Source organism: Micropruina sp. (assembly GCF_047607385.1).
Classification (GTDB): Bacteria; Actinomycetota; Actinomycetes; order Propionibacteriales; family Propionibacteriaceae; genus Micropruina.
The window spans coordinates 23,348-45,282 of sequence record NZ_JASGDE010000104.1 but is presented as its reverse complement, the minus strand read 5'-3'; the positions used below and the strand labels follow the sequence as shown (position 1 = coordinate 45,282).

36 protein-coding genes and 1 tRNA gene are annotated in these 21,935 nt (G+C 69.3%); 4 read left to right on the top strand and 33 right to left on the bottom strand.

The features are described 5' to 3' along the window. Nucleotides 1–83 precede the first annotated feature (83 nt). From QM582_RS09640 to QM582_RS09590, 11 genes are all read right to left on the bottom strand, one after another. The gene (locus QM582_RS09640; protein ID WP_415083892.1) at nucleotides 84–536 is read right to left on the bottom strand and encodes a hypothetical protein; all 453 of its coding nucleotides are present in this window, start codon (nucleotides 534–536) and stop codon (nucleotides 84–86) included. Nucleotides 537–676: 140 nt separating this feature from the next. After that, nucleotides 677–985, bottom strand: coding sequence for a hypothetical protein (locus QM582_RS09635; RefSeq protein ID WP_415083890.1), 309 nt, complete (start codon nucleotides 983–985; stop codon nucleotides 677–679). Then, the gene (locus QM582_RS09630) at nucleotides 985–1,416 is read right to left on the bottom strand and encodes a hypothetical protein (protein WP_415083888.1); all 432 of its coding nucleotides are present in this window, start codon (nucleotides 1,414–1,416) and stop codon (nucleotides 985–987) included. The genes QM582_RS09635 and QM582_RS09630 overlap by 1 nt, the downstream gene beginning before the upstream one ends. Nucleotides 1,417–1,428: 12 nt before the next feature. Beyond that, nucleotides 1,429–1,842, bottom strand: coding sequence for a hypothetical protein (locus QM582_RS09625; protein ID WP_415083886.1), 414 nt, complete (start codon nucleotides 1,840–1,842; stop codon nucleotides 1,429–1,431). After that, entirely contained in the window at nucleotides 1,839–2,171 is a 333-nt protein-coding gene (locus tag QM582_RS09620) for a hypothetical protein (protein WP_415083884.1), read from the bottom strand. The genes QM582_RS09625 and QM582_RS09620 overlap by 4 nt, the downstream gene beginning before the upstream one ends. Before the next feature lie 6 nt (nucleotides 2,172–2,177). Then, nucleotides 2,178–3,473 (bottom strand): hypothetical protein, encoded by a 1,296-nt coding sequence (locus QM582_RS09615; protein WP_415083882.1) that lies wholly within the window; start codon nucleotides 3,471–3,473, stop codon nucleotides 2,178–2,180. 81 nt (nucleotides 3,474–3,554) lie between these two features. After that, entirely contained in the window at nucleotides 3,555–3,749 is a 195-nt protein-coding gene (locus QM582_RS09610; RefSeq protein WP_415083881.1) for a hypothetical protein, read from the bottom strand. Beyond that, a complete protein-coding gene (locus QM582_RS09605; protein WP_415083880.1) occupies nucleotides 3,746–3,961 on the bottom strand; it encodes a hypothetical protein in 216 nt (71 codons plus the stop codon). The genes QM582_RS09610 and QM582_RS09605 overlap by 4 nt, the downstream gene beginning before the upstream one ends. Then, nucleotides 3,958–4,578: an HK97 family phage prohead protease gene (locus QM582_RS09600; RefSeq protein WP_415083879.1), complete on the bottom strand. Its 621-nt coding sequence runs from the start codon at nucleotides 4,576–4,578 to the stop codon at nucleotides 3,958–3,960. The genes QM582_RS09605 and QM582_RS09600 overlap by 4 nt, the downstream gene beginning before the upstream one ends. After that, the gene (locus QM582_RS09595) at nucleotides 4,575–5,741 is read right to left on the bottom strand and encodes a phage portal protein (protein ID WP_415083877.1); all 1,167 of its coding nucleotides are present in this window, start codon (nucleotides 5,739–5,741) and stop codon (nucleotides 4,575–4,577) included. Before QM582_RS09595 ends, QM582_RS09600 begins: the two co-directional genes overlap by 4 nt. A gap of 46 nt (nucleotides 5,742–5,787) precedes the next feature. Beyond that, entirely contained in the window at nucleotides 5,788–7,218 is a 1,431-nt protein-coding gene (locus QM582_RS09590; RefSeq protein ID WP_415083876.1) for a hypothetical protein, read from the bottom strand. 10 nt (nucleotides 7,219–7,228) lie between these two features. Between QM582_RS09590 and QM582_RS09585 the strand changes: the two genes are divergently transcribed. Continuing rightward, a complete protein-coding gene (locus QM582_RS09585) occupies nucleotides 7,229–7,429 on the top strand; it encodes a hypothetical protein (RefSeq protein WP_415083874.1) in 201 nt (66 codons plus the stop codon). A gap of 675 nt (nucleotides 7,430–8,104) precedes the next feature. Here the strand turns inward: QM582_RS09585 and QM582_RS09580 are convergent. The 18 genes from QM582_RS09580 to QM582_RS09495 form a co-directional block, all read right to left on the bottom strand. Next, nucleotides 8,105–8,689, bottom strand: coding sequence for a hypothetical protein (locus QM582_RS09580; RefSeq protein WP_415083873.1), 585 nt, complete (start codon nucleotides 8,687–8,689; stop codon nucleotides 8,105–8,107). A 193-nt stretch (nucleotides 8,690–8,882) separates the two neighbouring features. Further along, the gene (locus tag QM582_RS09575; RefSeq protein ID WP_415083871.1) at nucleotides 8,883–9,281 is read right to left on the bottom strand and encodes a hypothetical protein; all 399 of its coding nucleotides are present in this window, start codon (nucleotides 9,279–9,281) and stop codon (nucleotides 8,883–8,885) included. A gap of 5 nt (nucleotides 9,282–9,286) precedes the next feature. Then, nucleotides 9,287–10,009 (bottom strand): hypothetical protein, encoded by a 723-nt coding sequence (locus QM582_RS09570; RefSeq protein WP_415083869.1) that lies wholly within the window; start codon nucleotides 10,007–10,009, stop codon nucleotides 9,287–9,289. A gap of 16 nt (nucleotides 10,010–10,025) precedes the next feature. Further along, on the bottom strand, nucleotides 10,026–10,202 hold the full coding sequence (locus tag QM582_RS09565; protein WP_415083868.1) for a hypothetical protein: 177 nt from the start codon (nucleotides 10,200–10,202) through the stop codon (nucleotides 10,026–10,028). An 8-nt stretch (nucleotides 10,203–10,210) separates the two neighbouring features. Then, nucleotides 10,211–10,684 carry a RusA family crossover junction endodeoxyribonuclease gene (locus tag QM582_RS09560; RefSeq protein ID WP_415083866.1) on the bottom strand — a complete coding sequence of 158 codons (474 nt, stop codon included), beginning with the start codon at nucleotides 10,682–10,684 and terminating at the stop codon, nucleotides 10,211–10,213. Then, nucleotides 10,684–11,064, bottom strand: a complete 381-nt coding sequence (locus QM582_RS09555) for a DUF559 domain-containing protein (protein WP_415083864.1) — start codon at nucleotides 11,062–11,064, stop codon at nucleotides 10,684–10,686. Before QM582_RS09555 ends, QM582_RS09560 begins: the two co-directional genes overlap by 1 nt. Beyond that, complete coding sequence (locus QM582_RS09550; RefSeq protein WP_415083863.1) at nucleotides 11,049–11,213, bottom strand: hypothetical protein; 165 nt, start codon at nucleotides 11,211–11,213, stop codon at nucleotides 11,049–11,051. The genes QM582_RS09555 and QM582_RS09550 overlap by 16 nt, the downstream gene beginning before the upstream one ends. Next, complete coding sequence (locus QM582_RS09545; RefSeq protein ID WP_415083861.1) at nucleotides 11,210–11,563, bottom strand: hypothetical protein; 354 nt, start codon at nucleotides 11,561–11,563, stop codon at nucleotides 11,210–11,212. Before QM582_RS09545 ends, QM582_RS09550 begins: the two co-directional genes overlap by 4 nt. Nucleotides 11,564–11,581: 18 nt before the next feature. Beyond that, nucleotides 11,582–11,812: a hypothetical protein gene (locus QM582_RS09540; RefSeq protein ID WP_415083859.1), complete on the bottom strand. Its 231-nt coding sequence runs from the start codon at nucleotides 11,810–11,812 to the stop codon at nucleotides 11,582–11,584. A gap of 65 nt (nucleotides 11,813–11,877) precedes the next feature. Beyond that, nucleotides 11,878–12,252: a hypothetical protein gene (locus QM582_RS09535; protein WP_415083858.1), complete on the bottom strand. Its 375-nt coding sequence runs from the start codon at nucleotides 12,250–12,252 to the stop codon at nucleotides 11,878–11,880. Nucleotides 12,253–12,254: 2 nt separating this feature from the next. Next, nucleotides 12,255–12,476: a hypothetical protein gene (locus QM582_RS09530; protein ID WP_415083856.1), complete on the bottom strand. Its 222-nt coding sequence runs from the start codon at nucleotides 12,474–12,476 to the stop codon at nucleotides 12,255–12,257. 44 nt (nucleotides 12,477–12,520) lie between these two features. Next, on the bottom strand, nucleotides 12,521–13,804 hold the full coding sequence (locus QM582_RS09525) for a recombinase RecT (RefSeq protein ID WP_415083854.1): 1,284 nt from the start codon (nucleotides 13,802–13,804) through the stop codon (nucleotides 12,521–12,523). Continuing rightward, on the bottom strand, nucleotides 13,801–14,724 hold the full coding sequence (locus QM582_RS09520) for a PD-(D/E)XK nuclease-like domain-containing protein (RefSeq protein WP_415083852.1): 924 nt from the start codon (nucleotides 14,722–14,724) through the stop codon (nucleotides 13,801–13,803). Before QM582_RS09520 ends, QM582_RS09525 begins: the two co-directional genes overlap by 4 nt. After that, a complete protein-coding gene (locus QM582_RS09515; RefSeq protein WP_415083850.1) occupies nucleotides 14,721–15,020 on the bottom strand; it encodes a hypothetical protein in 300 nt (99 codons plus the stop codon). The genes QM582_RS09520 and QM582_RS09515 overlap by 4 nt, the downstream gene beginning before the upstream one ends. A 106-nt stretch (nucleotides 15,021–15,126) precedes the next feature. Next, the gene (locus QM582_RS09510) at nucleotides 15,127–15,315 is read right to left on the bottom strand and encodes a hypothetical protein (RefSeq protein WP_415083847.1); all 189 of its coding nucleotides are present in this window, start codon (nucleotides 15,313–15,315) and stop codon (nucleotides 15,127–15,129) included. Beyond that, complete coding sequence (locus QM582_RS09505) at nucleotides 15,312–16,199, bottom strand: hypothetical protein (RefSeq protein WP_415083845.1); 888 nt, start codon at nucleotides 16,197–16,199, stop codon at nucleotides 15,312–15,314. Before QM582_RS09505 ends, QM582_RS09510 begins: the two co-directional genes overlap by 4 nt. After that, nucleotides 16,196–16,711, bottom strand: coding sequence for an HNH endonuclease signature motif containing protein (locus QM582_RS09500; protein WP_415083843.1), 516 nt, complete (start codon nucleotides 16,709–16,711; stop codon nucleotides 16,196–16,198). The genes QM582_RS09505 and QM582_RS09500 overlap by 4 nt, the downstream gene beginning before the upstream one ends. Further along, nucleotides 16,708–16,908 (bottom strand): hypothetical protein, encoded by a 201-nt coding sequence (locus QM582_RS09495; protein ID WP_415083841.1) that lies wholly within the window; start codon nucleotides 16,906–16,908, stop codon nucleotides 16,708–16,710. Before QM582_RS09495 ends, QM582_RS09500 begins: the two co-directional genes overlap by 4 nt. A gap of 74 nt (nucleotides 16,909–16,982) precedes the next feature. Here QM582_RS09495 and QM582_RS09490 point away from each other — a divergent pair, with 74 nt between their 5' ends. Next, nucleotides 16,983–17,249 carry a helix-turn-helix domain-containing protein gene (locus QM582_RS09490; protein ID WP_415083910.1) on the top strand — a complete coding sequence of 89 codons (267 nt, stop codon included), beginning with the start codon at nucleotides 16,983–16,985 and terminating at the stop codon, nucleotides 17,247–17,249. Here QM582_RS09490 and QM582_RS09485 read toward each other — a convergent pair. Then, a tRNA-Lys gene (locus tag QM582_RS09485) sits at nucleotides 17,211–17,283 on the bottom strand. The genes QM582_RS09490 and QM582_RS09485 overlap by 39 nt on opposite strands. A gap of 112 nt (nucleotides 17,284–17,395) precedes the next feature. Here QM582_RS09485 and QM582_RS09480 point away from each other — a divergent pair. Continuing rightward, nucleotides 17,396–18,079: a hypothetical protein gene (locus QM582_RS09480; protein WP_415083839.1), complete on the top strand. Its 684-nt coding sequence runs from the start codon at nucleotides 17,396–17,398 to the stop codon at nucleotides 18,077–18,079. Between the two features lie 141 nt (nucleotides 18,080–18,220). On the opposite strand, the gene QM582_RS09475 is transcribed toward QM582_RS09480, so the two are convergent. Further along, nucleotides 18,221–18,574 (bottom strand): metallopeptidase family protein, encoded by a 354-nt coding sequence (locus QM582_RS09475; RefSeq protein ID WP_415083837.1) that lies wholly within the window; start codon nucleotides 18,572–18,574, stop codon nucleotides 18,221–18,223. Nucleotides 18,575–18,809: 235 nt separating this feature from the next. Here QM582_RS09475 and QM582_RS09470 point away from each other — a divergent pair, with 235 nt between their 5' ends. Continuing rightward, on the top strand, nucleotides 18,810–20,180 hold the full coding sequence (locus tag QM582_RS09470) for an SH3 domain-containing protein (protein WP_415083835.1): 1,371 nt from the start codon (nucleotides 18,810–18,812) through the stop codon (nucleotides 20,178–20,180). Nucleotides 20,181–20,432: 252 nt separating this feature from the next. On the opposite strand, the gene QM582_RS09465 is transcribed toward QM582_RS09470, so the two are convergent. Next, nucleotides 20,433–20,960 (bottom strand): GrpB family protein, encoded by a 528-nt coding sequence (locus QM582_RS09465; protein WP_415083834.1) that lies wholly within the window; start codon nucleotides 20,958–20,960, stop codon nucleotides 20,433–20,435. 174 nt (nucleotides 20,961–21,134) lie between these two features. Beyond that, nucleotides 21,135–21,863: an alpha/beta hydrolase gene (locus tag QM582_RS09460; protein WP_415083832.1), complete on the bottom strand. Its 729-nt coding sequence runs from the start codon at nucleotides 21,861–21,863 to the stop codon at nucleotides 21,135–21,137. Between the last annotated feature and the right edge of the window lie 72 nt (nucleotides 21,864–21,935).

Genomic DNA, 21,935 nt, shown 5'->3' with positions numbered 1-21,935 from the left:
GCCGGTGACGGTGTCGGCTGACCGCTTGAGGGACGGGTCGACCACGCCTTTCCAGCGGGCGACGAGGGTCCGTTCGCCGGCCATCAGACGCCACCCGACCATTCGCGCTCGACAGCCCGCAAAGCGGTCTCCCAGCGCTTCATCATCCGTTCCTGGTCGCGGCGCAGGGTTGGGAAGAACCAGTAGCCGGAGGTACCGCGGTGGGGCCGGAACTGCTTCGTGGTGGGCCGGCCCTGGCCGCCGAACTCGGCACCGAAGAACAGCTGACCTGTGGTCGCCCCGCCGGACACACCCGACCGTCCGGCGCCGCCGGCAGCGACCGCCGGGACCCGGTCACGCCGGGCCCGGATCGACCCCACCACAGCCGCCGACTGCGGCGACGAACCGGCCGCGGCGGCACGGATCGACGCGGCCTCGTCGGTGGCGATCAGCATCGCCGACTGGCGTAGCTCGTTCTGCGCCGTCTTCGGTAGCCGGGAAGCGACGCGCAGCAACTCCCGCAGGCCTTCGACCTCGACACCGATCAGGACCGGCATGGCGCGTCACCTCCCTCGCTGCTGCTGCTTGCGTTGTTCGTTGATGAGTTCCATCGCTGTGCGGATCGCGGCCGGGTCTTCGGCTGCCCACACGCTGGGCGCGATCCCGGTCGCGACCGCCAGCGACACGATCAGCCGGCCTACAGAGCCGGCCGGGTAGGGCCCTCCTCGGCGTCTTCGGCGTCCTCGTCGGTGTCGATGTGGAAGTCGGCGACGGTGTCGGCCCAGTGCTCGAAGTTCGTGTCGGTGCAGCGCTGCTCACGCCGCAGCCCGCGCCACGCCGTCCACAGCATCGACGTCGCGCCGATGTTGTCCTGGAACTGGAGCTTGTGCAGCCGCTCCCACGCCATCGAGTCGCCGGGGATCGTCTGAATCTCCTCGGAGGTGCCGTCGAGGAACTCGACCCGGAACCGGTTCGCGAGCCCGGACGCCACCCACTTGTTCGCCATCAGGGGCCTGCCGGGGTCTTGACGGGCTGACCGGTGACGGGCAGCTGCACCGTCTCCTCGGAGAAGTTGCCGACCTCACCACCGACCGGGCCGGGCACCAGCTGCACCGTGCCGGACCACGAGTCGCCGCCGGCGATCGGCCGGAACGTGAACGGCAACTCCTCGCCGGAGTTCTCCAGCAGGAACTCGGCCAGCGGCTCGATCGTCGGCAGCGTCCCGTTGTCCTCACCGACCAGGTAGCCGATCTCCAACGTCCACTCGGGATCGTCGACGGCGGCGTACTGCCCGGTCGGGCACGCCGTCTTCGTGCGCTGCACGTTCGTTTCTGGGGTGAGCTTCACGCTCCGGACCTGGCACTTGAAGTTCGGCCCGGTGGCCGCATCCCCCAAGATCAGGTCGATGTCTCGCATCACGTAGGGACGGAATCCCATGGTTCGGCCTCCTTAGCCGTAGATCTCGATCGTGATTTCTTGGGCCGGGTATCCCAGGCCCGCAACGGTGAGCGTCCCGAAGTCCGCCCGTGGCATCGCGACCCGCGCCACACCAGCCGGCCAGTCGCCTTCGTCGATCCACGCGTTCAGCGCGGACACGACCATCGGCCAGGTGTCCTCCAGTAGCTGCTGGGTCGCCGTCTCGTCGATCCCGGACCGCTCCACCGCGACAGCGACACCGAGCGTCCACCGGTCCATGCACGGCCCGACCTCGAACTCGACGCCCGGCTGCCCGATGACCACAGCCGGGCTGTTGAACGTGCCGTCGACACCACGCGCGTAGACGGTGACGTCACCGGGGAGCGTGTCGGTGAACAGCTCGGCCAGGGCGTCCCGGACGGCTGCGATGTCGAGCGGGCCGCTCATCCGAACACCACCGGACGCCACGGAGCTTCGAGCCGCTCGATGTCGCGGTCGACCGACGAGACCCGCATCATGCCCAGGTCACCCATGCCGACCAGACCGTCCGGGCTGTTGGCGCGCGCCATGTAGCGGCCGGTGCGCAAGATGACGGCCTGCACCAGGTCGTCCGGGGCCGGGATCGGGTCGCCGTCGCTGTCGGCGTAGGGCCAGCGGCACCGCTTCCTGGTTGCGGCCTCCGCGGCCTTGTAGGCGGCGACGAACCGTGGCGCGGTGGCCGGCGTCTTGAGGACGTCGGCCACCGCGGCCGCGGTTGTCACGTTCGGCTGCGCCATCGCGGTTTAGGCGACGGTGACCTTGGTGAACGCGGTCGCGTCGAGGTTGCCCCACGCGGCGTAGCCGCCGTACGCGACCTGCACACCCAGGTACTTCGGCTCGATCGCCGACAACAGCCCGATGCGCTCCTCGTAGAACTCGAACAGCGTCCGCCGACCCACGATCAGGGTGCCGGTCGGCAGACCGGGCGCCATGATCCGCGGCACGTCCAGCAGCGAACCGGCGAACCCGGTCGGGGTCGCCGACCCGGACGGGATCTGGCTGTTGTTGGTGGCCCGGACGGCGTCGATGACGGCGCCCAGCTGGCCCCACATGTCGATCGATGCCCAGATGCAGTCCGGGAGCCGGCGGGCCCGGGCCCGCTTGGTGCCGTTCGCGGTCGCCGACTTCACCGCCGCCTCGTACAGCGCCTTGATCCACGCCTTCAGGTCGTCCTCGTCGGCGGTGGCCAGCGTCACCGACTGGGTGACGCCGGTGCCGAACGCGGCGGCGACGATGTCCTCGGTCTCCTCGCCGTACTCGAACTGCAGGTCCTCGATCAGCGCATTCCAGGCGCTGGGTGAGGTCCAGTCGATGTCCTGCCGGGACACGTTCAGCGCACCACCGAAGGTCCGCTTGTTGAACGGGATGCCCTCGACCTTGAACTCGCCCATGACGAGTTCGCCCTTCTCGTTCAGCTGCTCCTGCACGGAGGTCGACTGGGTGACGTGGGGACGTTCGAACGTCTTGCCCGGGATCGACGCCAGCTCCTTGATGCCGACGGACGCGATGAACGGGCGGGTGCCGTCCAGCTCGGTGAGGATCTGGCCGACGATCGGCTCGGGCAGCAGACCGGGCGTGTCGGCCGTGGTCTGGTGCGCACCGGGCGGCACGTCGTTGACCGCCCGGTTCAGGGCGGCCCCGACGCGCTGCGCGGCGTCCGGGTCGGGCTGCCGGTTCTGGTACGGGTCGCCGATCGCGCGGAGGTGGTCGACGACGAAGTGGCCGGCGGAGCGGTACTCCTGCCGGCGCGGCTGCACACCGAGCCGCTGACCGCCGCCGGCGGCTGCGCGGGCCTCGGTGTCGACGGTCGGCTGGATCGCGGCCGCGGACGAGGCGTGCGCGGCACGCACCATCTCGAACTCCTCCAGCGGCGTGATCTGCGCGTCGAGTTCGGTGATCCGCTGCCGTGCAGCTTCGAGGTTCGACCGCTCAGCGTCGACCAGGTCGCGGTTCTCCTCCGCGACCCGCGACAGCAGCTGGTCGATGAACGTGGTCTGGGCCTCACGCTGCTCCAGCAGACGGGCGAGGACGGGATTCATGACGATGGGCCACCTTTCGAGGCAATGAGGGTTGCCTCGCGTGGTGGCCCATCCCGGAATCCCAGCTGGTGGCCCGTGGTGCTACTCCGGGCTGGGTTCCTTCGTCTCCGGCGCGAGTTGTTTCGCGGCCATGGTAGCCCGCTTGCGCGCCGGCCGGCGCCGCTTCGGCTTCTCCTCGGCGCGCCGCTCGATGTCCGGGACGGCCGGCACCGGATCAGCGACCGTCGTCCGGTACCCGTCACCGAGCACCGCGAGCCGCTCCCGGAGGCTGCTCATCGCTGCCCCCGGGCGTCCACAGCAGCCCGCACGAAGCAGTCCTTGGCCTCTAGCAGCTTCCGCAGGCCAGCACTCAGTTCGGGGCTGTCAGGCAGCCGGTCAGCCATGTCGTGGGCGAGCAGCGCGAGCGGTTCGGAGACCTGCTGCAGGTCGTCGGGCAGATGATCGAACGCGAACCAGCGCAGCGTCGGGTCGGCGTCCCGGCCGCTCATCGCTTCACGCTTTCGAGGTAGTTCCGCCAGGCTTCGACGCCGGGCGCGGTGCGACCCTCACGGACCTTCTTGGCTTCCCGGGTGCGGACCAAGGACACCTGCGCACCGGCGAACGCCGGCGTCGGTGTCAGGGAGACCTCCAGCAGCCGGCCTTCGAGGCGGGTGACCTGGTCCATGTGCTCGGGGCCCAGGTCCGGGTCCCAGTCCTCCCAGTCGACGAACTCCCACTCGGAGCGGATCGGGACGAACCCGACGCTCATGCCGGTCAACATGCCCTTCTCGGCGAGATCAGCGGCCCGTTCCGCTTCGGTGCTGCCGTCGAGCCGCCATACTCCGTCGAGGCCGGCGCTGGTCTCGGTCCACTGCTCGGACACACCGACGGGCCAGGTCCGGTTGTCGTGCCACAGCAGCAGCGGCAGCCCTTTCGCGGCTTCGGCGATCGACCGCTCGAACACGCCGAGCGCCATCTGCTCGACGAACCAGCCGATGTTCGCCCACTCGCCGTACGGGACGGCGCGGCCTTCGAGCCACCGGCCGGACGCCGACACCTCGGCGTCGCGCAGTTGTAGCCCTACCTGGTTGGTGCGGACCTCTGGGGCCCTCAATGTGACGGTCACGCCGCTGCCTCCTTCTCGTCGTCGGGCACGTCGTCGTCGGTTGCTTCGGTGGTGGCCGGGGCGGCGCCGGCGAGGGCGGCAGGGACCGGTTTCGGCTTGAGTTCGTCCGGGACGTCGGCGCTGAATCCGAGCAGCACGCGGCCCTCGGACTGGGTGATGATCTTCGCCGTGATCGCCTTCGACACCCAGGCGACCGCGGTCGACATGTCGTCAGCGAGCACCTCGCGGCGGAAGAACGTGACCCGGCGTCCGCGCGGCAACCAGGCCTGCGACCATGCGCCCTCGAAGTCGGCCAGGATCGGGGATACCGTCTGCCGCAGCAGGTTGAGGTACATCGGGCCCGGCGACTTGTAGGTGTAGCTGCCGGCGCCGGCACCCACCCAGTAGCCGTCGATGTTCAGCATGTTCGCGGCGTCCTTGAGGCTGGCCTCGCGGGCCTGCACCATCTGCGCATCGTTGGGTGACCAGGACAGCGGCGTGACGACCGTCCCGGCCGGCAGGATCGCCGGACGCCGCACAGGCCCGGAGTACTTCTCCACCCACCGCTCAGCGGCCTTGTCGGCCTCGTCCTGGTCCAGGTCCGGGTTCGGCGCGATCACCGCCACGGACGGCACCGCCGCCTCCCGCAGGATGGTCCGCTGGTAGGTGTCCTGCTCGTTGATCAGCCGCAGCGGAAGCATGTACTGCTCCAGCACCCCGATCCCACGGACCGGGTTGAACGGGTCAGCGCCGCGCCGCACATGCACGACGTCGGCGGTGTTCAGATGCTGCCCGTTCACCCAGTAGTCGACCCGGCCGTCCGGCTGCTGGGTGACCAGCACCCACTGCGCCGGCACCCACACCACCGCTGCCGGCCACCCTTCGGCGTCCCGCGCCGTCACCAGGCACACGGCGTTGCCGTGCACCAGGTAGTCCTCGACCTGCAACCCGACGAACCAGGACCGGGGACGGTCCGGGTCGGGCGCGTCGAGCAGCCGCGGCCGCGGCAGGATCGTGTCGCCGCGCATGTCCTCCAGCGGCATCTGCGCCGACATGCCACCGATCAACGCCAGAGCCCGACCCACCGCCGGGATCGCCTTCAACCGGGCCGCGGTCATGCCGCCGTAGACGTCCCAGTTGGAGCCTGCGGACGGGAAAATCACATGGTTCCACGGCTGGCTCACACCCGGACCCGGGGCCACCTCCCACACGATCGTTTCCCCTCCCCTCTCAGAACACCCGGAACGGCCGCCGGGGTGCCGGCGGTGCGGGGACCTTGTCGACGCACCACAGCGCGACCGCTGCAGCGTTCAGCATGCTGATCGGCTCGGTGCCGGTGCGGACGAACACGTTCCCGGCACGCCACCGGGTGACGCCGGCGGCCAGCACCGCGGCTTCGATAGAACCGTCCGGGTCCTGCACCCGGACACCGACCTGCTCGGGCGGATGCTGCTGCTCGATCGACGACTTGAGCCGGCCGCACGCCGCGGCGAGATCAGCCGATCCGAGCCTGAGCAGGTCGATGCCCAGCTCGGTCAGGTACGGCTCGATCTCGTCGGCGACGTCACGCGCCGGCCCTGTCGCGACAACCGCGACCAGCCCGACCGGCGACGACTGCGCCAGCTCGACCAGCCGCGGACCCGACCAGCGCACGCCCGGACGCCGCTCGACGGCCTCGATCTGCGCGACACCGTCCCCCAGCCGGACACCAGCAGCGATGGACGCCTCCAGCCCGTCCGGGTCGAGCTCGACAACCAGCGCCACCCGCGCGTCGACCGGTATCTGCTCGGATGCGGCAGCGGCCTGCAGCTTCCCGATGTCGATCACGGCGTCGTGGCCGCCGGTGTGGTCGTCGTGGCCGCCGTAGTGCCGCAGGAACCGGGTCCGGCCCTTGCCGAGTTCCTGCGCCAGGAACGACATGCGCAGACCGCGACCGCCGCCGCGCGGGTGCATCGCCATCACCGCATCGAGCAGCTGGCGATCGCTGAGCTCGTCGACCGGCACCCCGGCGATCGTGTCCGGCAGCGCCCACTCGAACATCGCCAGACCGAGCCGGTTCCCTCGCACGACAGCTTCCCGGCCACGCACCCGTTCCCGCTTCAACGCCGACGACCGCAGCACACCGGCGGCGGACATCTTCACGCTCTGGCCGTCCGTCACCGACCAGGCCGGCCGGAACCCGTCCTCGAGTGCCGCCAGCTCGGCAGTCGTGAGCGTCCACAGCTCGTCGATGGTGACCAGCGCCGGCTCTTCGCCGTGCATCGCCTCGTCGTTCGGCGCGACCGGCAGATACACGCTCCCGGTCGCCGGCCACCGAAGCTCCTCGTGCGCAATCGACACCTTGCGCCGCACCAGCTGATCGAGCGCCGGCAGCAGCACATCGGTGGTGTCGCGCCAGCGCCGCACCGCGGCATCCCGCGACTGAGCCATCGCCCACGCCGTCGCCTTCACCGCACCGCCGCACACCCTGGCCACCATCGGCTGCACGACCACCGTCTTGCCCGACCGGCGCGGCATCAGCACCAGGCCGTCGTCGTAGGCCCAGCGACCCGGCTCCGGGTCACCGGCAGCCTCCGACTGGACCTCGCCGAGCACGTCGACCACGTACCGCTGGTGCGGCATCAGCGGCCTGCCGAGCGCCTCCGCAGCTGCGGAGACCACCGGCCCGAACGTGGGCCGCTCAGCCGTCCGCGACGTCGCGAACAACGGGGCCGGACCCCAGGACGCCCGCCAATCCACCGGCGTCCCCACCGACTCCCGAACCTCCGGAAGCACCATCGCCGACGTCACGCTGACCACCGTCCAGACGCTGCAGCAGCCGCTCCAACCGATCCACCGCGGCCAGGAACTCGCGCCCCTCGCCGGCCGCTGACGCCCGGTCGGCCATCGCCGCGACCCGCACCGCGACCTCCGCCAACACCGCCCGCGATCCGCCCGAATCCAGCGCTTCCCCGACCGCATTCCGCGTCGCCTTCGCGACCCGGCCACGACCCGACGAGAACCCGGCCAAACCGACCACCTCCCGATAGTTCAAGCTTCAACGGAGAGAGATTCCGGAGCGGGCTCGGGTCTCCGGAGGGGGCCGGTTCGGGGAAAAAACGGCCGGTTTTTGGCGTTGTCAGGCGGGCTTTGTTGCTGGTGGGGTGGGGGGTGGTGGGGGTGCCGGCGGGGGTTGTCCATCGGGTTGAGCGTGGCGCTGGCTGGGCGGCGAGGGCGTGGCGTAGCTGGCCGCCGGCGGACTCGTTGCAGCGGCCGTGCTCGGGCGCCAGGTCGTGGGCGTGGTGGCCGTGGGTGGCGACGGGCATCGTGTCGGGGTGGCCGAGCTGCCAGCGCTGGTCGGGGTGGATGGGTTGGCCGCATCGGCGGCATGTGACGGGTGTGCCGGCGGCGTGCTGGCTGGCGATGGCGTCAGCCCAGGCGGCGCGGAGTTTGCGCCATTGCCTGCCACCTCGTCGCATTTCGGGTTGTGCCTTTCGGGTCGGTGTGTCGGTTGACAGCGTACGGGATTGTCTTCACAGGTCGACGATTCCGCGCGGGTTGGTGAGCGTTATCCGGGTGACTTCGATTCCGCCGATGGCGACGAAGCGTTGGATTCGGTAGCTGTCGCCGGCCCAGAGTTCGCCGTCGATGTCGATCTCGACGCGGGTTCGGGGTGCGGGTTGGTAGCTGGCTGGGTGGCCGATGGGTCGGTGCGGCATGGCTGGTCCTGGTCGTCGGTGTGGTCGGGTCGGGCGGCTCGGATGCTGGCCCGGATGGTGGCCATGTGGCCGGCGACTCGGTCGCGGGACGCGGCGACGGAGCGGGCATGGTCGGCGCAGTCGGGGCAGTCGCGTGGCTGGTGCCGGTGGTACGGGCAACCCCTTGTCGGCTGCGGTTCGTAGGCGCCGCGCACCTTGCCGGTGAGGTGATCGAGGGCCTGCCAATGCTCGCCGTCGCGGCGGATCAGGTCGGGTGAGTGCTGGTCGGTGCGCATGATCGCGGCGTACAGCACGCCAGCGGCGAGTTCGTCGAGCGGCCGGCCGGCTTGGTCGCGGATGGCCGAGAGGATTCCTCGGGTGTCCCACTGGGGTCGAATGGCGTTGGCCAGCGCGGCGAGGGCTCGTTCAGCTTGGGTGCGGCTGGGTGCGGTCATCGGTAAATCTCCCGGCATGGCATTTCCACAATGCGCGCGCGTTGACTTCCGCAACGATGCCATGCCGTCGTAACCACAAGCTTTTCCTTGGGTCGGGTCGGGTCGGGACGGGACGGGGTACTGTGAATAACGCGTGACCCAAGAGTGACGTAGCGGCCCAGTTCTCGACGTGCGTAACGCGTTACTGAGTGCGTCATCTTTCCTCCCCGTTCGCGCGTGACATACGGCGTTCGCGGAACCGTTGCTGACGAATCCGCGCAGCCTCCCTCTCCCGCTCGACCTCCTCGGCGGTCGGGTTGTAGTCGAGGTAGTCGTGGAACCGCCAACCCGGCTCCGTCAGGTCCGCACCGTCCGGTAGGCAGTCACAGGCCAGGCCCGGCTCGTTGACGTGCCACAGGCCGGCCGACACCAGCCGAGCGGCGAGCGCCTTCCCCTTCGGCCAGCTGGTGACGTAGTGGACGGGAACGAACCCGTCGAGCTTGTAGCCGCTGCTGTACGGGCCAGCAACCGCCCACAAGCCCATCGCCTCCAGCTGCGCCTTACGCGCCTTCGGGTGGCTGTGTAGTTGGTCGTCCGACTTGAACCAGGCCATGACGGCTAGTCCTCCCTGTGGGTGGTTGAAGGTTGAGCGATGAGCGCCATCAGCTGTTCGCCAAGGTGTTGGGTGTAGGCCGGCGGGATCGCGAGGTTGATCTCGCGTCGGATCATCCAGTCGATGCCCATCAGCTTCCGGCGGACGTCGATGCGCGGGACGTATCCGCAGTTCCGGCCACGCTTCGGACCGTTGTTGTTGCCGCCGTACACGCCAGCCCACCGGACGCCGGCCGTGTGCTGGCAGCCGCCGGCGCCCATCAGGAACACGTTCGACTCGAAGTAACGATGCCGTCTGAGCGCCACGGTTTCGCCGTCGTGATCGATCGCGCGTAGGCCGAACTCAGTGCCGCACAACCTCAGCCCGTGCAGGAGTGGCGCACCCGGCACGTTCTCGATGACGTACGGAACGCCGACCTCGGCGATCATGGTGCGGGTCGCGTCGAGCATCCAACCGGTGCCATTACCGCCCGTCATGGCGGCCAGTGAGGTCCAGTCCAGGCACGGCGGCGAGGCGTGCACAGCGTCGAAGTGGCCCAGGCAAACTGAGGCCGGGCCCGGTGTGTGCCAGCAGCCCTCGAAGACGTCCCGACGCAGGCTCAGGACGTCAGCCTGGACGAACTGGAATGGATAGCGCGGCTGCGGCTCGATGTCGACACCCACGACTTCGAAACCGGCACGGTGGTAACCCATAGATGCACCACCCGCACCACAGAACAGATCCAGCATCCGCGGACGCCGCACGCTAGCCATCGCCGCCGCCCAGGAGCGTTAGCTGGTCGAGTCCTGCACGGTCGGAACGCACCATGCCGCCCGACGAGTACGGCGGGTCGGTGATCACGGCGTCCGCGTAGCCGTCCGGAAGCTCGGCCAGCAGCGCGAGAGCATCCCCGCGCTGCAGCTGCCGCCGTTCGTTCGTCATGGCATCCCTCAGATCAGTGCCGGTGTGCCGGTGGGTGCGTCGAGCACAGTGATCGCGACGATCGCTCCCGGCCGCGGTAGGCAGGCGTCGCACGGGTAGCACTTGCGTGCCGTCAACTCGACTACGCGGGCGTCGTCGGTGATGACGTGCGACGAGGTGAGCGCGTCGAGCAGCATCCGGGCGAGCTTGTCGACGTCCGGCTTCACGCTGGGCCACAGACGCCCTTTCGGCATCGTCTTGGGTGCAGGCAGCACGAACGTCACATCGACGCTCACAGGGCCTGTGATGGTGCCGCCGTGGGCCTTCTTGAGCGCGACCCCGGCGGTTTCGAGGACGGCGCGCCACGTCTTGCCCTTCCCTGTCGAGTCGTCCTCGACCAGCTGGTGCGCGACCGGCGCGCCGCACTTGGTGCAGGCACGCCGGCCGACGCAGTGCAGCGACCCCTTCGGCGCCGGCAGGCCGTAAACCTTCACGCCAGCCATCAGCTGCACCTCTTGATGGCGTGGAGCAGGAAGGACACGTTGCTCAGCTGGGCGTCGAAGGTATCCCCGTCGTGCACTCTGATGACCATCCAACCCGCGTCCCTCAGCGCGGTGTCTCGAAGCTTGTCCTCCGCGAGAGTTCGGGGCGTCCAGTGGAACGGGCCGTCGATTTCCAGGTCGATGCTCGTCTCTCCATAGGTGAACGCGAAGTCGAGCCTGTAGCCGAACACGGGGAGTTGCGACTCCCACTCATGGCCGGCCTGGTGGAGTCGCATCGAGGCGTAGTTCTCCAGGTTCGAGCCGATCCGCAGGCCGCGATCGCGGCAGTACGCCGCTGCGCGCTGGCTAGCGACCCGCCCGGCCATCAGCGGGTGCCCCATCGCATGTGCTGCCACAGCAGCGCGAACCGGACAGCGTGCCGCCACGACGCGCACGGCATGCCCGACGTCCGGCCGGTATCGACACGCCAGACCCCGGCCGCGTCCTTCACGACCCGCGGCCTCGGCAGCTCGGTGGCGGTGATGGTCACTCCATGACCTCGAAATCGTCCTCGGCGGACAGGGCCTCCATCGGCAACGGGGACATGCCGCGCCGATCCTCCGACACCCGCATGAACACGTCCCGGACGCTGCCCGGGCACGGTTCCAGGGTTCCGATCTGGGCGCCGATCCAGCCGACCGCCTCGATCTTGCGGACCCGGACGCGCGGGACGGAGTCACCGCCGGCCTTGTGGGTGACGTCAGCGACGTCCAGGACAGCGATCGCGACGATCGCACCGTCACCGTCGAGGGCGTCGACGAGCGCGGCCTGTAGACGGTCGAGACCGTTGATTTCGTCCTCGCCGGGCAGTTGCGCGGCGAGCTTCACGACAGCGGACATGGGTTCCTCTTTCTTGGGTCAGAACAGCGCGGGCGCGCCGTCATCGGTGGTGGTGTTCTTGGCCGTCTTGGCGGCCTGGTTGGTGCGGTCCTTGCGGGCCTTCTCGCACACCGAGAAGTGCGTCCGGAGCGGCATGAACCCGTCCTCGAGTGGACGGACCGCGGTGATCACGTAGCCATCGACGTAGCGGGTCGCGACCCGGCGAGCAGCGACCGTGCCGGCCGGGTCCGGGCCCGGGTTGCACGGCATCGCCCTACCCGTGTCGGCCATGCGGACGAACACGATCGGCGCTTCACAGCTACGGCACTTCGGCATCAGAGATCACCGGCCACGCCGTCGTCGTCCTCGACGACCTCGGCGTCGACCACGTCGTCGTAGTCGAGCAGCGTCGGCCACAGATCGCGCATGGCCTGCCTGCGGTCCCGCGTGCCGACGCCGAGCACGCAGTTGCGGTAGGCGTTGACCTCGGCGACGCACCGGGTGCACAGCGCGCCGCCCTCAGGGATCTGCGCGACCAGCACTTCCGGGCGGCGTTCACCGTGCATCGGCCACGACTCGCCGCAGAACGCGGCGGCGACGATGTCCTCCTCGGCGCCGGCGAACGGCAGCCGCGCCAGCGCGACGTGCCACAGCCGGCCGTGGAACAGCCGCACGAACTCCGGGAACACGCCCGGCGTCTCCCTAGCCATGGCTACCCGGTCTGCTGCTCGGCGTGGGCCCGCAGGACCGCGGTGATCGTCTGCCGAACGTTCTCGACGCGCAACGGGTCCTCTTGCAGCATGAGCGCCATCTGGTGGCCGTACTCGAACGCGTCCTGCGACGATGCGCCGAGCCGCAGCGACGGTTCGGTGATGACCAGGTTGAACGCTGTCCCAGCGCCGGCGCAGAACCCGGCGAGGTAGACGTCGATCATGACGCTCATCGCGTCGTTCCCGGACGCAACCAGCTGATGCCCGCTCACGACTCGGCCCCGTCGAGGGCGTCCTGCCCAGCACCCCACTCTTCGAGCGCTGCCCGGTCGGCGAACTGCTGCAGCGCCGCGATGACCTGGTCGGCTTCCGCGCGGGTCAACTCCTTGACGTCGCCCAGTTCGCGGCCGATCAGCTGCCCGAGCCAGAACACCTTCTCGGCCGGGTTGGCTTGGATGCCGAGCCGGGCGCACTCGGTGCGGATCGTGGCCGTCTGTGCCGCCTTCAACGGCAGCACCTTGACCGGCTCCACGACCGGCTCGACATCCACAGCGTCCGGGACGGCCGGGGCCGGTTCGACGTTGACGATGCGCGGTGACGGGGCCGCCGGCGCAGAATCCACCCCCAGATCTGGGGCGGCCCCGTCGCGCGTGACCGGGCCAGCTTCCCCACTGGTCACGGTCACGTCCTCGACGATCTCGGCGTCGAACACCGGGCCGTCGTCGTCATGGTCGTCTGGGCCGTCGATGATCTCGCCGGTCAGCGGGTCCACGTATCCGCCGTCGCCGGACGGTGCGACGTCCGGAATGTGCAGCGCGGTCGTGGTGGATTCGCGGGCCCGCTCATCGGCGACGGCCTGCGCGTCGCGCAGCTGCTGCCGGCGATACTCCGCCGACGTCGGCACCCACTTCGCCAGCTGCCGGGCCGCGGACTTGAGCCACATCGACGCCGGATGCTTCACCCATGGGGAGTGCTGCGACGTCGAGAACGGGTTCACCGCCTTGATCCGGGCGATGTCGGACCGGTTCAGCACGATCACCTTCGACGTCGCACCGTCCTTCATCACGGCGTAGGCGTACGCGAGCCGCAGATCGCCACGGTCCTCGGCGTCCCAGTCGATCTCGTGCACCGGACGCTCATCACGCCCAGGGACGTAGCTGAACCGGTCGTTGCTGTAGACGACCTCGACGATCACCGAAGCGACCGCACCGGCCCGGTACATCAGCTCGACGAGACCCTGGTAGCCGACGTTGCCGCGGATGACCGGCGGCATGCCCTTTTTCGGCGGCTGCGGCACCAGGTAGAACTGCTCCGTTCCCGGTTCCAGGCCGAGCCTGGACGCTTGCAGCATCGCGGCGAGGAACGCGCCAGGGTCGTTGTCGGCGGCGGCCCTGATCTTCGGGTCGCGCAGCGCGCCACGGGCCACGGAGAGCCACTGGGACGCGACCACATGGGTCGGCAGGCTGTTGGTGAAGCTGGCCTTGTAGCGCAGCAGCAGCGACTCGGCGGTGACCGGTTCGACTGCGGTGCCCGGATCGGTGGGCTGGTTCATCGGGTGTCCTCTCGGGTGGGGTTGGCGAGCGCTTCAAGCTCGGCCAGGAAGTCATCAGGGATCGGTGCCGGCTCGACGTCGGTCACGGGTGGCCGCGGCGTCCACGGCGGAGCGGTCACGGTGACATCGCCGGCCGGGTAGCCGGGCCACTCGCCGGATGCCCGGCAGTCACGCCACAGCGCGATCGCGAACGCGTTCCACGCCCGGCCCAGGTCGACCGTGTCGTCATCGAGCCGCACCACGGACACCAGATAGGGCGGGCGCTTCTCCTGCACGACGAACCGGAACCCGTCCCGGACGTCGCAGCCGAGCGCCTCAGCCATGTCGAGATACCAGGCGGCCTGCATGTGGTAGCCGTACTCGACCGCACGCCGCACGAACACGGCCGGGTCGGCGGACACCGCCGTCTTGTAGTCGACGACCCGACCGGGCGCCAACCAGTCGAACCGGGCACGCAGCCACACACCCGGATCGATCTCACGGAACGCGGAGATCTCCGCCTGCCCGTCACCGGACAGCAACTCAACAGCACGCGGGTGCTGCCTCAGCTGGTCACGCATCGCGCGCACCATGGCGGCATCCGGTGCGAGCAGCGGGATACGGCCGGCGGCGCGCTGCTCATCGGCGACAGCCCGGACCTTCGGCGACCGCCAGTTGTCAGCGGCAAGCTCAACGATCTGCTGCCCGACACCGAGCACCAGCTGGTGCGCAGCATGGCCGTGGTCGAACTCGCGTCGCGGCGCGGCCGGGTGCGTCAGGTCGTAGTGGTAGCGGGCCGGCACCTCAGCGAGCACCTTCGCACCCGACACCGACAGCGACCCAGCCGGGACAGGATCGGCATGGTAGACGTCGTCAGCAATGCCGGCGTACAGGCCGGGCTCGGTGATCTGCAGCCCACCGCCGGTCAGCTGGCCCGTCATGGCGCCACCCGCAGCATGACCCACGCGACCGCGAGACCGACGGCAGCGAGCACCGACAGGCCCGCGACCACGATCAGCACACCGAGCGCCGTCCGGCCCGTCCGATGGCCGGCTTGCGCACGGGCCGCGGCCGGCTGCTGCAGCAACCACTCGCACGCGGTGGCCAGGTCGAGCAGCGCCGCCTCCTCCGACAGGCCCCGCGCCCGGCACCACCGCCACTGCCGCACCGCCCGCTCGATGTCATCCACGACACGGTCGACCGGGCCGCCCGTCGACCGGACGGACCGGGCGCTCACCGGCGACGCTCCTCGTGAGCCGTCAACCCACCGTGCCGGACGTCCCGCAGCACCAGCAGCGGGCCGGCGACGACGACCAGGACCAGCAGCACCTGCAGCAGCGCGGTCACAGGACCGCCTCCCAGCCGAGCCAGAGCAGCCACAGCACGCCGAGCACGACGCCCCACACGATCGCTCCCACAACACCAGCGACCACGACGAAGAACGTCCAGAACCGGATTGAGGCACGCCACTGGACCGCCTGCCACTGCTGACGCTCCGAGTGCTCCCGCACCTCCGGCGACACCCCGGTCACCGCGCCGCTCCCGCCGGATCGATCATCCGGTCGAGGACGTCGAGCGCGACGGTCCGCTGCGACGCGGCCAGGTCACGGATCGCAACCAGCCTCGGCGCCGTGCCCTGCTCGATGGCCCGCTCGAAGATCGGCCGGGCCGCGTTGTAGGCGGCGGTGTAGGCCGGACCCCACGGATCGCCGCCGTCTGCGGCTGCGGCTGCGACTGCGGCTGCGTCTGCGACTGCGGCTGCGACTGCGGCTGCGTCTGCGGCTGCGGCTGCGACTGCGGCTGCGTCTGCGGCTGCGGCTGCGACTGCGGCTGCGACTGCGGCTGCGTCTGCGACTGCGGCTGCGACTGCGACTGCGACTGCGTCTGCGACTGCGGCTGCGACTGCGGCTGCGTCTGCGACTGCGGGGCGGGTGGCCAGCTTCTCCCGGACCGCGGCCCGGATCGGCTCCAGCGCCTCGTCCCGCCTGCGCCACGCCGCGGACCGGATGCTGCTCAGCCGGATGGACAGGTTCGCCGGCGTGCTGGTCGCGAGCAGCTCGGCCTCAGTGTCCATGCCCGCCAGCCGCATCCACGCCGGCAGGAGGTCCGTGACGAGCGCCTGCCGGGCGATCTCGCGCCGGGCGTCGTCCTGGCCGTCGCAGGCCGTGCCGACCATGCGCGGCAAGTACGGGACGAGGGCCTGGCGCTGCTCGTCGGACCAGCGGTCGTTGAGAGCGATGACGTAGCGGCGCAGCACCGGCGACGCGCACGCCGGGGCGTCCGTATGGCCCTCACCGGCGAGGTAGCTCACCCACTCCATCGCACAAGCCCCGTCTTCCCTCGACGAGTGCTTGCCGCGATCAAGGCGACCTTCTGTCAGAAGCTCCGAGACTCGCGCTTGGATGACCTGGCTCACCGGACTCCACCCTTCGTGTGGCGCGGCAAAACACCGCTGACGATGCGGGCGACATGCCCGCGAGAGACGCCAAAGGCATCGGCGATGGTCTGCTGCGTGGCCCGCTCCGCTCGCATGCTCCGCATCTGCTGCTCGACCTCGGGCGTGATGACGTAGGCGTGGTGCTCGCCTCCGGAACGACCAGCCCATCCGCGTGTGCGACCCTTCTGCTGGCGGTCACGGTTGTTGTCGAGCGCGTCACCTAGGAACAGGTGATCGGGTCGCACGCAGGGCGGGTTGTCGCATCGGTGAAGGACCCACTGGTCTGGCAAGTCGCCACCGTGGCTCAAGGCCCAGGCAACGCGGTGGGCGCCAACGCGGCGGTGGCCAATGCGCCCGTAGCCGTTCTCGTCGCGGCGTCCGGTCCAGAGCCAGCAGTCGCCGCTCCGGTCGACCTGATCCCAGAACGACTCCGGCCGGATCGAGCCGCCGATCAGGTCGGCCAGGACAGCGTCATCCATCACCGCCGTCACGACTGCACCTCCGCCTCGGTGGTGAACTCATCGACGCGGTCGGCGCGGAACAGGTGGGCGCCAGTCGATCCGGGAAGCTTCATGTCCGACTGGATGATCCCTTCGTCGAGCCACCGCTGTAGGGTGCGTCGGCTCTTGCCGATCGCGGTCGCGAACTCGGCTACCGTCAGCAGCCGATCAGGTGCAGTTTGTGCCATGGCGCAAGATTGGCACGAAGATGAGCCATGGCGCAAGCTTGTGTGAGTGATGGGCCATGGCGTAAGCTTGCGTCATGACCACGGAAGCTAGTCACGGCCGGACGTACGAGTTCGGCATGCCAGACCGCCTGCGTGTCTCTCGTGAGCGAGCAGGTTTCACCGTCCGCCAGTTCGAGCAGGTGACGGGAATCAGCCGGGGCAGCATCGGCAACTACGAGGCCGGCCGCACGACCCCGCGTCGGCCGCAACTCGCGCAATGGGCGCTCGCCACCGGGTTCGACTTCGAGTGGTTGGCGAGTGGGTGGGCCCACTGGGAATCGAACCCAGAACCCGCGGATTAAAAGTCCGCTGCTCTGCCAATTGAGCTATAGGCCCGCGCGTCAGCGCGTGCTCACTCTACCGGTCGCGACGGGTGCGGCCAGCCGCGCAGCACGCCGAACGCAGCACAGCCGACGGAGCTCCCGGACGCGCCGGGCACACTGGGGCCATGGACTGGTGGGGTATCGGGCTGATCCTGGTGGCCGGGATCGCGGTGGTGGTCTACGGCGCCTTCGACGATCGCCGCAAGACCCGCGAGCGGGACGCCGCGATGGCCGCGCCGCCGAAGCGGGACATCCCGCGGTTCGAGCCGACCAGCGAGCCGCCGCAGTACCTCAGCGAACTCCAGGCGCGCACCCGTCCGACGACCCTGCCGCGTTCGGACCTCACCGAGCAGCAGCGCTCCGACCTCCGCACGGCCCTGGGCGCGGCCCCGAGCGTCGCCGTCGGCGTCCCCGACGACCGATTCATCACCGACGCCGCCGGCGGCTGGGCGGTCGCCGCCGATCCGGTCGTCGCGGTCTGCGCCGAGCCGGCGGACACCGTCCGCGCGCTGCTGCCGCTGCTGGAGAAGGCGAAGCGGGCCGGCCATCCGCTGGTGGTAGCCGCTCCGCGGTTCACCGACGAGGTGACCGACACCCTGGCCGCGAACACCGTCCGGGGCACCGAGCAGTGCATTCCCCTCACGGTGACCGCCGATCAGGCCGCCGCGATCACCGAGCACACCCTCGCCACGCCACTGTCCCGATCCGATCTGCAGGCCGGCTGGGTTCCGGACGACGCCCTCGGCACCGTCGAGGTGTGGGTGGCCGATCGCAGCCGGTCGTGGCTGGTGCAGCGGACCGAGAGCTGAGCGGCTCGGAACCCGGTCCCAGCAGGCCGGCCCGAGCGACGCCGAGGGCCGTACGACCCGTAAATCTCAACCAATACTCAAGGTGCTTTCAGGGTCTTGCCGCAGCGCCGAAAGCTCGGCCAGCCACCCCCGCCGGGGACCTCAGGCGTAGCCGAGTTCATCCAGCTGGTCGTCGTCGATGCCGAAGTAGTGAGCAACCTCGTGCCACACCGTGATCCGGACTTCCTCGACCACTTCGTCCTCGTCCGCGCAGATCTCCAAGATGGCGTCACGGAAGATGACGATCCGGTCGGGCAGCACGCCTGAATACCAAGAACCACGCTCCGACAAGGGGATTCCGTCGTAGTAGCCGAGCAGGTCGGCGTCCGGCTCGGGAGCTCGGGACTCGATCACCACGACGCAGTTCTGTACCAGTGCGGCCAGCCGTTCGGGGATCAGGTCGAGGGCGGCGTCCACCAATTCCTCGAACCGCCGCTCACTCATCGACACCGGCATGGGCCCACTGTAGGACGAGCCGGCCGGCGGCGAATCTGTCCGATGTAGTTTCCGGACGCCGCTCGGCGCGTCGCCTTGCACGAGTGCGGCGAAGCACCGCGGAGGCTGCCGACACCGCCCGCTGGTGGCTAGAGTCCTACGCGTTCTGAGACAGCAGTGACAGGTGTGACGAAGCACCACCCCCCCGACTTCCGCCGTCCGGATTCGACCATCGGCGCGCCAGGGAGGGGACGTCATGGGCAGTCGGGTGAACGCTGCGACGCGAGCGGTCATCGTCACGGCCACCGGTATCGCACTCAGCTTCGGCCTGGGCGGACTCGCGCTCTCCGGGGTTGCGGACGCGGCCACGCCGTACCTGGCCACCAACGCGGTCAACGTGCGCTCCGGGCCCGGCACCAGCTATCCGGTGCTCGGCGTCCTCTCCGTCGGGGATGCCGTCAGCGGGACCGCCGCCGGCAACGGCTGGGTGAAGGTCAGCTATCGGGGAGCCACCGGCTACGTCTACGGCGACTACCTGAAGAAGTCGACGTCGGCGACTCCCCCGACCAGCGGCGGCACGGCAGCCACGAAGGTGACCACCGTCAACGTCAACCTGCGCACCGCTCCGAGCCTGGACAGCACCGTGGTGCGCGTCCTCGCCAAGGGGACGGCGGTGACCACCACCGGGCGAACCTCCGGTGACTTCAGCGAGGTCACCGTGGACGGCGTCGACCGCTGGCTCTACACCGCCTACCTGGCGTCGACGGGCAGCAGCTCGAAGCCGGCGCCGACGATCAAGTACAAGGCCCGCACCACCGCCCTGCTGGCCATGCGGAAGAAGCCGGCGATCGACGCGCCCTCGGCCGGCGACCTCAAGGCCGGCACCGAGGTGTCCCTGACCGGCACCTACTCCGGCAGCTACAGCCAGATCGTCTGGAAGAAGGCCGAGGTCTGGATCCTCTCCGGCTACCTGGCCAGCATCGGCGAGGGCCCGTCGGCTCCCCCGCTGCCGACCGCGGCCGGCAAGCGCTACGTCACCGCGGGCGAACTCAACATCAGGGCCACGTCCGCCGCCGACAGCAAGGTCGTCGACACGGTGAGCAAGGGGACGGTGCTGCTGATCACCGGCGTCACCGCGGGCGATCGCAGCCAGGTCATCTTCGACGGCGCGCTGCGTTGGGCGTCCACCGGCTACTTGTCGAAGACCAAGCCGAGCGCCGAGGCACCCGCACCGGAGGAGGGCAGCCTGGGCAGCGCCAGCCTGGATCGCACCAACCCCTACGCCAAGGCGATCGTCCGGCTGATCCGCAAGGAGTTCCCGGCGATCAAGACCATCTACGGCTGGCGGATGTCCAGCGCCTACTCCTCCGACCACCCCAGCGGCCGGGCACTGGACATCATGATTCCGAAGTACTCCACCGCGTCCGGGAAGGCTCTCGGGGACAAGATCGCCCGCTACCTGCAGCAGAATCACAAGAAGCTGCACGTGCACTATCTGATCTGGCGGCAGCGCAACTGGAATGTGGAGCGCAACCTCGACTTCACCAAGGGCTGGCGCACGATGGCCGACCGCGGTGGAGCGACCGCCAACCACTACGACCACGTGCACGTCTCGGTGTACGACTAACAGCGGGCGCCAGTGCTATCAGACCATGGGCAAGTGTCTGGCGATATTCAACTCGCACCTGGCGCTCATCACCGGGAACTCGATCGAAGTGATCGAGTGCCCAGCCCTAGCAGGCATCGATTTCGAATGCTTCGAGCACTTGCCTCCGCCGGTTGAGCAGGAAGTCCCTGACACCGCTGGTTGATCTTGAACCCCTTGTCAGCACCCGTTGCCTCGACCACCTGAACTCGCTTCGACCGTCACGGACGGCGATCAACCTTCCGCTGCGACCTCAGCCCGCGCTCGACCCAACAACGACTCGACCGTCCGCGCCTTTAGCTCTGAATAACGAATGAGGCTGACAGCGGCCTCTTCTGCCGCGTGCCGCTTCACGCGCGCATATTCCGCCGCTTCGAGTGGATGTCGCCTGAGGTAGTCGCGGAGCGCGAGATTGTCGCACCAAAGCCGCCCGCCATGGGCCACGACATGGACGTTGAAGGACTGCGAAGGTGAGCGATGGCGAAAGTAGAGCCGACCAGGAACTCCGGCCTCGCCCAGAGGTTCATAGCCGAGATCGGACAATGCGGCTGTGGTCACTCGATCGGGGACGTGTGACGTGAGGCCGACAAGGATGTCTATAACGGGCTTCGCATCCAAGCCAGGCACCGCGGTGCTACCGATATGCTCAACCTTCGCGTTGGCAAATGCGCCGACGATCCGTTGTCGTTCGACCGCGAACCGGTCCGGCCAGGCCGGGTCGTACTCACCGACCGTCACCGGCTCATCGACATTGATCCGCATCGCAACATCGTAGCTTCCGTCACCTATGCGGCACCTCGACTGCGACCCACGTGACAACCACAACACCGGCCATCGTCGCCCGACCTCAGGGATGACCGACCGCCTCGCCAGGGTCGGCGCCCGCTCCGCTTCCACGTTGAACCGATGCTCGGCAAAGCAGGGCGCTCGTGGCGGCTAGCGCAGGTGCCTTTCGAAGAAGACGGCCGCATCCTCCCCGGCGAACTGCGGGACGCCGGTGTGCCCACCCATATTGGCGTGGAGGGTCTTCTCGGTTGAGCCGAAGGCGTCGAACAAGTCCAGGGCCAGCTGCCGGTCGTTGTCCACGTCGTCCCACTGCAACAGAACGTGCAGCGGAATCGTGACCTCCCGGGCCTGCTCGATGATGGCCCGGGGCACGAAACTGCCGGCGAACAGTCCGGCGGCCGCGATACGCGGCTCCATCGCAGCCAGCCGCACCCCGATGGCGATGATTCCGCCCGAATAGCCGACCGGGCCGCCGATCGCGGGCAGCTCCAGCAGAGCGTCCAGCAGCGCTTGCCATTCCGGGACGGCTCGGTCGACCAGCGGAAGCACCAGTCGGTCGATCACCTCGTCGGTCGGCCGCTCCCCGGCCGCCACTGCCCGGCGCAGCTCGGCGCGGGCCTGTTCGAGATCGGGCAACGCGGGTCGGTCGCCGCCGCCGGGGAGTTCGATCGTGGCCGCCGCGAAACCGCTGGCCACCGAACGCCGGGCCCGGGCGAGCAGCCGCGGATACATCCTGCGCAGCCCGCCGGGATGTCCGAGCAGGACCAACGGAACCGGTTCGGACGCCGACGCGGGCGTCCACAGAATCCCCGGAACATCGCCGGAGAGAAATTCGCGTTCAATGACGCCGTCATCGTGGCGTTCAGAGGTGAAATGCATGATCGTGCCTTTCGGGAATGCTCGAAAACGGCGCTCCCGGACGATCTATCGCCCGACCGTGACCCCAGAGAG

Coding starts and splice junctions, on each gene's coding strand:
- QM582_RS09640 (WP_415083892.1), bottom strand. CDS start 536: ATGCCGGTCCTGATCGGTGTCGAGGTCGAAGGCCTGCGGGAGTTGCTG.
- QM582_RS09635 (WP_415083890.1), bottom strand. CDS start 985: ATGGCGAACAAGTGGGTGGCGTCCGGGCTCGCGAACCGGTTCCGGGTC.
- QM582_RS09630 (WP_415083888.1), bottom strand. CDS start 1,416: ATGGGATTCCGTCCCTACGTGATGCGAGACATCGACCTGATCTTGGGG.
- QM582_RS09625 (WP_415083886.1), bottom strand. CDS start 1,842: ATGAGCGGCCCGCTCGACATCGCAGCCGTCCGGGACGCCCTGGCCGAG.
- QM582_RS09620 (WP_415083884.1), bottom strand. CDS start 2,171: ATGGCGCAGCCGAACGTGACAACCGCGGCCGCGGTGGCCGACGTCCTC.
- QM582_RS09615 (WP_415083882.1), bottom strand. CDS start 3,473: ATGAATCCCGTCCTCGCCCGTCTGCTGGAGCAGCGTGAGGCCCAGACC.
- QM582_RS09610 (WP_415083881.1), bottom strand. CDS start 3,749: ATGAGCAGCCTCCGGGAGCGGCTCGCGGTGCTCGGTGACGGGTACCGG.
- QM582_RS09605 (WP_415083880.1), bottom strand. CDS start 3,961: ATGAGCGGCCGGGACGCCGACCCGACGCTGCGCTGGTTCGCGTTCGAT.
- QM582_RS09580 (WP_415083873.1), bottom strand. CDS start 8,689: ATGACCGCACCCAGCCGCACCCAAGCTGAACGAGCCCTCGCCGCGCTG.
- QM582_RS09575 (WP_415083871.1), bottom strand. CDS start 9,281: ATGGCCTGGTTCAAGTCGGACGACCAACTACACAGCCACCCGAAGGCG.
- QM582_RS09570 (WP_415083869.1), bottom strand. CDS start 10,009: ATGCTGGATCTGTTCTGTGGTGCGGGTGGTGCATCTATGGGTTACCAC.
- QM582_RS09565 (WP_415083868.1), bottom strand. CDS start 10,202: ATGACGAACGAACGGCGGCAGCTGCAGCGCGGGGATGCTCTCGCGCTG.
- QM582_RS09560 (WP_415083866.1), bottom strand. CDS start 10,684: ATGGCTGGCGTGAAGGTTTACGGCCTGCCGGCGCCGAAGGGGTCGCTG.
- QM582_RS09555 (WP_415083864.1), bottom strand. CDS start 11,064: ATGGGGCACCCGCTGATGGCCGGGCGGGTCGCTAGCCAGCGCGCAGCG.
- QM582_RS09545 (WP_415083861.1), bottom strand. CDS start 11,563: ATGTCCGCTGTCGTGAAGCTCGCCGCGCAACTGCCCGGCGAGGACGAA.
- QM582_RS09540 (WP_415083859.1), bottom strand. CDS start 11,812: ATGCCGTGCAACCCGGGCCCGGACCCGGCCGGCACGGTCGCTGCTCGC.
- QM582_RS09535 (WP_415083858.1), bottom strand. CDS start 12,252: ATGGCTAGGGAGACGCCGGGCGTGTTCCCGGAGTTCGTGCGGCTGTTC.
- QM582_RS09530 (WP_415083856.1), bottom strand. CDS start 12,476: ATGATCGACGTCTACCTCGCCGGGTTCTGCGCCGGCGCTGGGACAGCG.
- QM582_RS09525 (WP_415083854.1), bottom strand. CDS start 13,804: ATGAACCAGCCCACCGATCCGGGCACCGCAGTCGAACCGGTCACCGCC.
- QM582_RS09520 (WP_415083852.1), bottom strand. CDS start 14,724: ATGACGGGCCAGCTGACCGGCGGTGGGCTGCAGATCACCGAGCCCGGC.
- QM582_RS09495 (WP_415083841.1), bottom strand. CDS start 16,908: ATGGCACAAACTGCACCTGATCGGCTGCTGACGGTAGCCGAGTTCGCG.
- QM582_RS09490 (WP_415083910.1), top strand. CDS start 16,983: ATGACCACGGAAGCTAGTCACGGCCGGACGTACGAGTTCGGCATGCCA.
- QM582_RS09480 (WP_415083839.1), top strand. CDS start 17,396: ATGGACTGGTGGGGTATCGGGCTGATCCTGGTGGCCGGGATCGCGGTG.
- QM582_RS09475 (WP_415083837.1), bottom strand. CDS start 18,574: ATGCCGGTGTCGATGAGTGAGCGGCGGTTCGAGGAATTGGTGGACGCC.
- QM582_RS09470 (WP_415083835.1), top strand. CDS start 18,810: ATGGGCAGTCGGGTGAACGCTGCGACGCGAGCGGTCATCGTCACGGCC.
- QM582_RS09465 (WP_415083834.1), bottom strand. CDS start 20,960: ATGCGGATCAATGTCGATGAGCCGGTGACGGTCGGTGAGTACGACCCG.
- QM582_RS09460 (WP_415083832.1), bottom strand. CDS start 21,863: ATGCATTTCACCTCTGAACGCCACGATGACGGCGTCATTGAACGCGAA.